We start from the raw sequence: 2,621 nt of genomic DNA, 5'->3' as shown, positions 1-2,621 counted from the left end.
ACGGCAGCACCACGGTGGTGGACCCGCCGGACGGCAACATGGCCGACTACCTCGACTCGCTCGACCGGCTCGATGCGCTGTGCGAGCGGCACAGCGTGCAGTTCATCCTGCCCGCGCACGGCTACGTGCTGGGCGATGCGCGCGGCGCCATCGCCGGCCTCAAGGCCCACCGCCTGGCGCGCGAGGCCAAGGTGCTGGCCGCGATGCGGGCCTTTCCCGACGGCAGCCCGGACGACTGGGTGCGCCACGCCTACGGCGATGTGCCCGAGCGCATGTGGCCGGTGGCCCGGCGCTCGCTGCTGGCCCATGTCGAGCGCATCCGCGCACTGAACCTTTCCCTGGAGCCCGGCCATGTCTGATCCCAACCGCGAACACATCCGCCTCGCCAAGCGCGTGGCCGAACAACTGGGCTGCTCGCGCAGCACGGCCGAGCAATACATCGAGGGCGGCTGGGTCCGTGTGGACGGCCGCGTGGTCGAGGCGCCCGGCGCCCGCGTCTCGCCGCACCAGGCGGTGACCATGGACCAGGACGCCAACCTGATGGAGCTGACCCCGGTGACCCTGCTGCTGCACAAGCCCGTGGGCTACGAAGCGGGACTGGGCGGCCCAGGCGTACCTCAGGGCCCGGTCAGCGCGGCGCCGGCAGGCCCAGGCCGCCATGGAAGCCACGGCAGCCGCAGCCAGGGGGAGCCCTCGGCGCTCACCCTGCTTGGCGCGGCCTCGCATGCGGCCGACGACGCCAGCGGCACGCGCGTGCTGCAGCGGCACTTCCGGGCGCTCGAATGCTTCACCCCGCTGCCCACGCCCGCGAGCGGCCTGGTTGTCTACACGCAGGATGCGCGCATCGCCCGCAAGCTGGCCGAGGACATCGAATCGCTGGAGCAGGAATGCATCGTCGAGGTGCAGGGTACGCTGTCCGACAGCGGCCTGAAAAAGCTCTGCCACGGCCTGAGCTTCAACGGCCGACCGCTGCCGCCCATCAAGGTGAGCTGGCAGAACGAGACGCGCCTGCGCTTTGCGCTCAAGGGCATCCGCCCCGGGCAGATCCCGGCCATGTGCGAGGCCGTGGGCCTGTCAGTCGTGGCCATCAAGCGCATCCGCCTGGGCCGCGTGCCGCTGGCCAAGGTGCCCGAGGGCCAGTGGCGCTACCTGCAGCCGTGGGAAAAGTTCTGACGCCGGCGGGCGCCCCGCCGCGCGCAGCGCCACCGCAAACGCTACAAAATCAGTAGCTGCCACCGCAAGTTGGTATTGCGCTACAGGCCGATGGACAGGCCACCGATGCCCCAGGGGCTGCGCTACACTCCGCGGCACCGAGGAGAGCAGCCCATGGACATGACCCCACCACCCGCAGACAGGGTGTCTTCCACCTTCACATCGCACGGCATCGAACCGCATGCCTTGGTCTTCACCGGCAGCGGGGGCGAATACTTCCGGGTGTGGATCGTGAACGTGCTGCTGGGCATCCTCACGCTCGGCCTGTACACGCCCTGGGCCCGCCGGCGCACCGCGCAGTACTTCTACGGCCATACCCTGGTGGCCGGCAGCCCCCTCGAATTCACCGCGCAGCAGCGCCGCATGGTCTTCGGCTTCGTCGTGCTGCTGGGCCTCACCGCCGCCTACCAGATCGCCGTGCGCACGGGGCAGGACGCCACCGTGGGCCTGTTCCTGATCGGCGGCGCCCTCCTCGCCCCGCTGATCTGGGGCAGCGCCATGCGCTTTCGCCTGGCCAACACGCGCTGGAAGGGGCTGCGCCTGCAGTTCAACGCCAACTGGCGCGAGGTCTACCAGGCCAGCTGGCCGGTGTTCGCCATCGCCCTGGTGGGCCTGGCGGTGTTCTTCGGTCTGCAGGCCCTGGCGCCCGAGGCGCAGTTGCCGGCCGGCGGGCGCAAGCTGCCGAAGGTGACGGGGCCCATGTGGGGCCTGCTGGCCGTGGGCCTGGTGCTCATCGTGCTGTGCTTCATCCGCCTCGAATACAACTACCGCAGCCTGCTCGTGCTGCGCTCGCAGATCGGCGCCGAGCCCGGCCGCTGGAAGCCGGAGTACGTGGACTTCGTCAAGGTCTGGGTCGCCACCGTGCTGGTGTTCCTCCTGTCGTCGGCCGTGCTGGGCGCCGTCATCGCCGCGGCGCTGAAGGGCTCGTGGGCGCTGCTGGCCAACTCCACGCAGCGCATGGGGATGTGGCTGTTCGTGTTCATCGTGCTGGGCTTCATTCTGTTCTTCGTGGTGTTCCTGCTCGCATCGGCCCCCGCGCGCGCCTTCCGCGAAGCGCGCATGTTCCAGCTCATGTGGAACAACATCGGCGTGAGCCACATGGCCCGCTTCAAGTGCGACTTGCGCGCGGGCCGCTACGTGGGGCTGCGGCTCAAGAACATCCTGCTCACCGTGGTCACGCTCGGGTTCTACCGCCCGTTTGCCCGCGTGAGCGAATACCGCATGAAGCTCGAATCGGTCACCCTGCACATCAAGGGCGGCGTGGACCAGGTGGCCGGGCAGCTCGTGCGCCAGCAGCAGGGCGGCGTGGGCGATGCGCTGGCCGACGCGGCCGGCCTCGACCTGATCGGCTGACGCTTCGCCGTTGCCGCACCGCGACCGCATGGCCGACCCTTCCGCGCCCCCGGCCG

General features: G+C 70.1%; 2 protein-coding genes and 1 pseudogene. All 3 read left to right on the top strand.

What is annotated here, in order from left to right; all coding sequences use genetic code 11:
* A pseudogene (locus AC27KI_RS22505) lies at positions 1-359 on the top strand (MBL fold metallo-hydrolase); the annotation flags it as partial.
* A complete protein-coding gene (locus AC27KI_RS22500; RefSeq protein ID WP_487115924.1) occupies positions 352-1,173 on the top strand; it encodes an RNA pseudouridine synthase in 822 nt (273 codons plus the stop codon). The pseudogene AC27KI_RS22505 and the gene AC27KI_RS22500, both read left to right, overlap by 8 nt.
* A 159-nt stretch (positions 1,174-1,332) precedes the next feature.
* Entirely contained in the window at positions 1,333-2,565 is a 1,233-nt protein-coding gene (locus AC27KI_RS22495; RefSeq protein ID WP_372588280.1) for a YjgN family protein, read from the top strand.
* Positions 2,566-2,621 lie beyond the last annotated feature (56 nt).

The sequence above is a fragment of the Acidovorax sp. KPB24-03 genome, assembly GCF_057546605.1.
Note: the sequence above shows the minus strand (reverse complement) of the source record. Positions and strands in the feature narration are given on the sequence as shown.

What these genes read in the sequence shown, in the direction of transcription:
- AC27KI_RS22500 (WP_487115924.1), top strand. Translation starts at nt 352, where the DNA reads ATGTCTGATCCCAACCGCGAACACATCCGCCTCGCCAAGCGCGTGGCC.
- AC27KI_RS22495 (WP_372588280.1), top strand. Translation starts at nt 1,333, where the DNA reads ATGACCCCACCACCCGCAGACAGGGTGTCTTCCACCTTCACATCGCAC.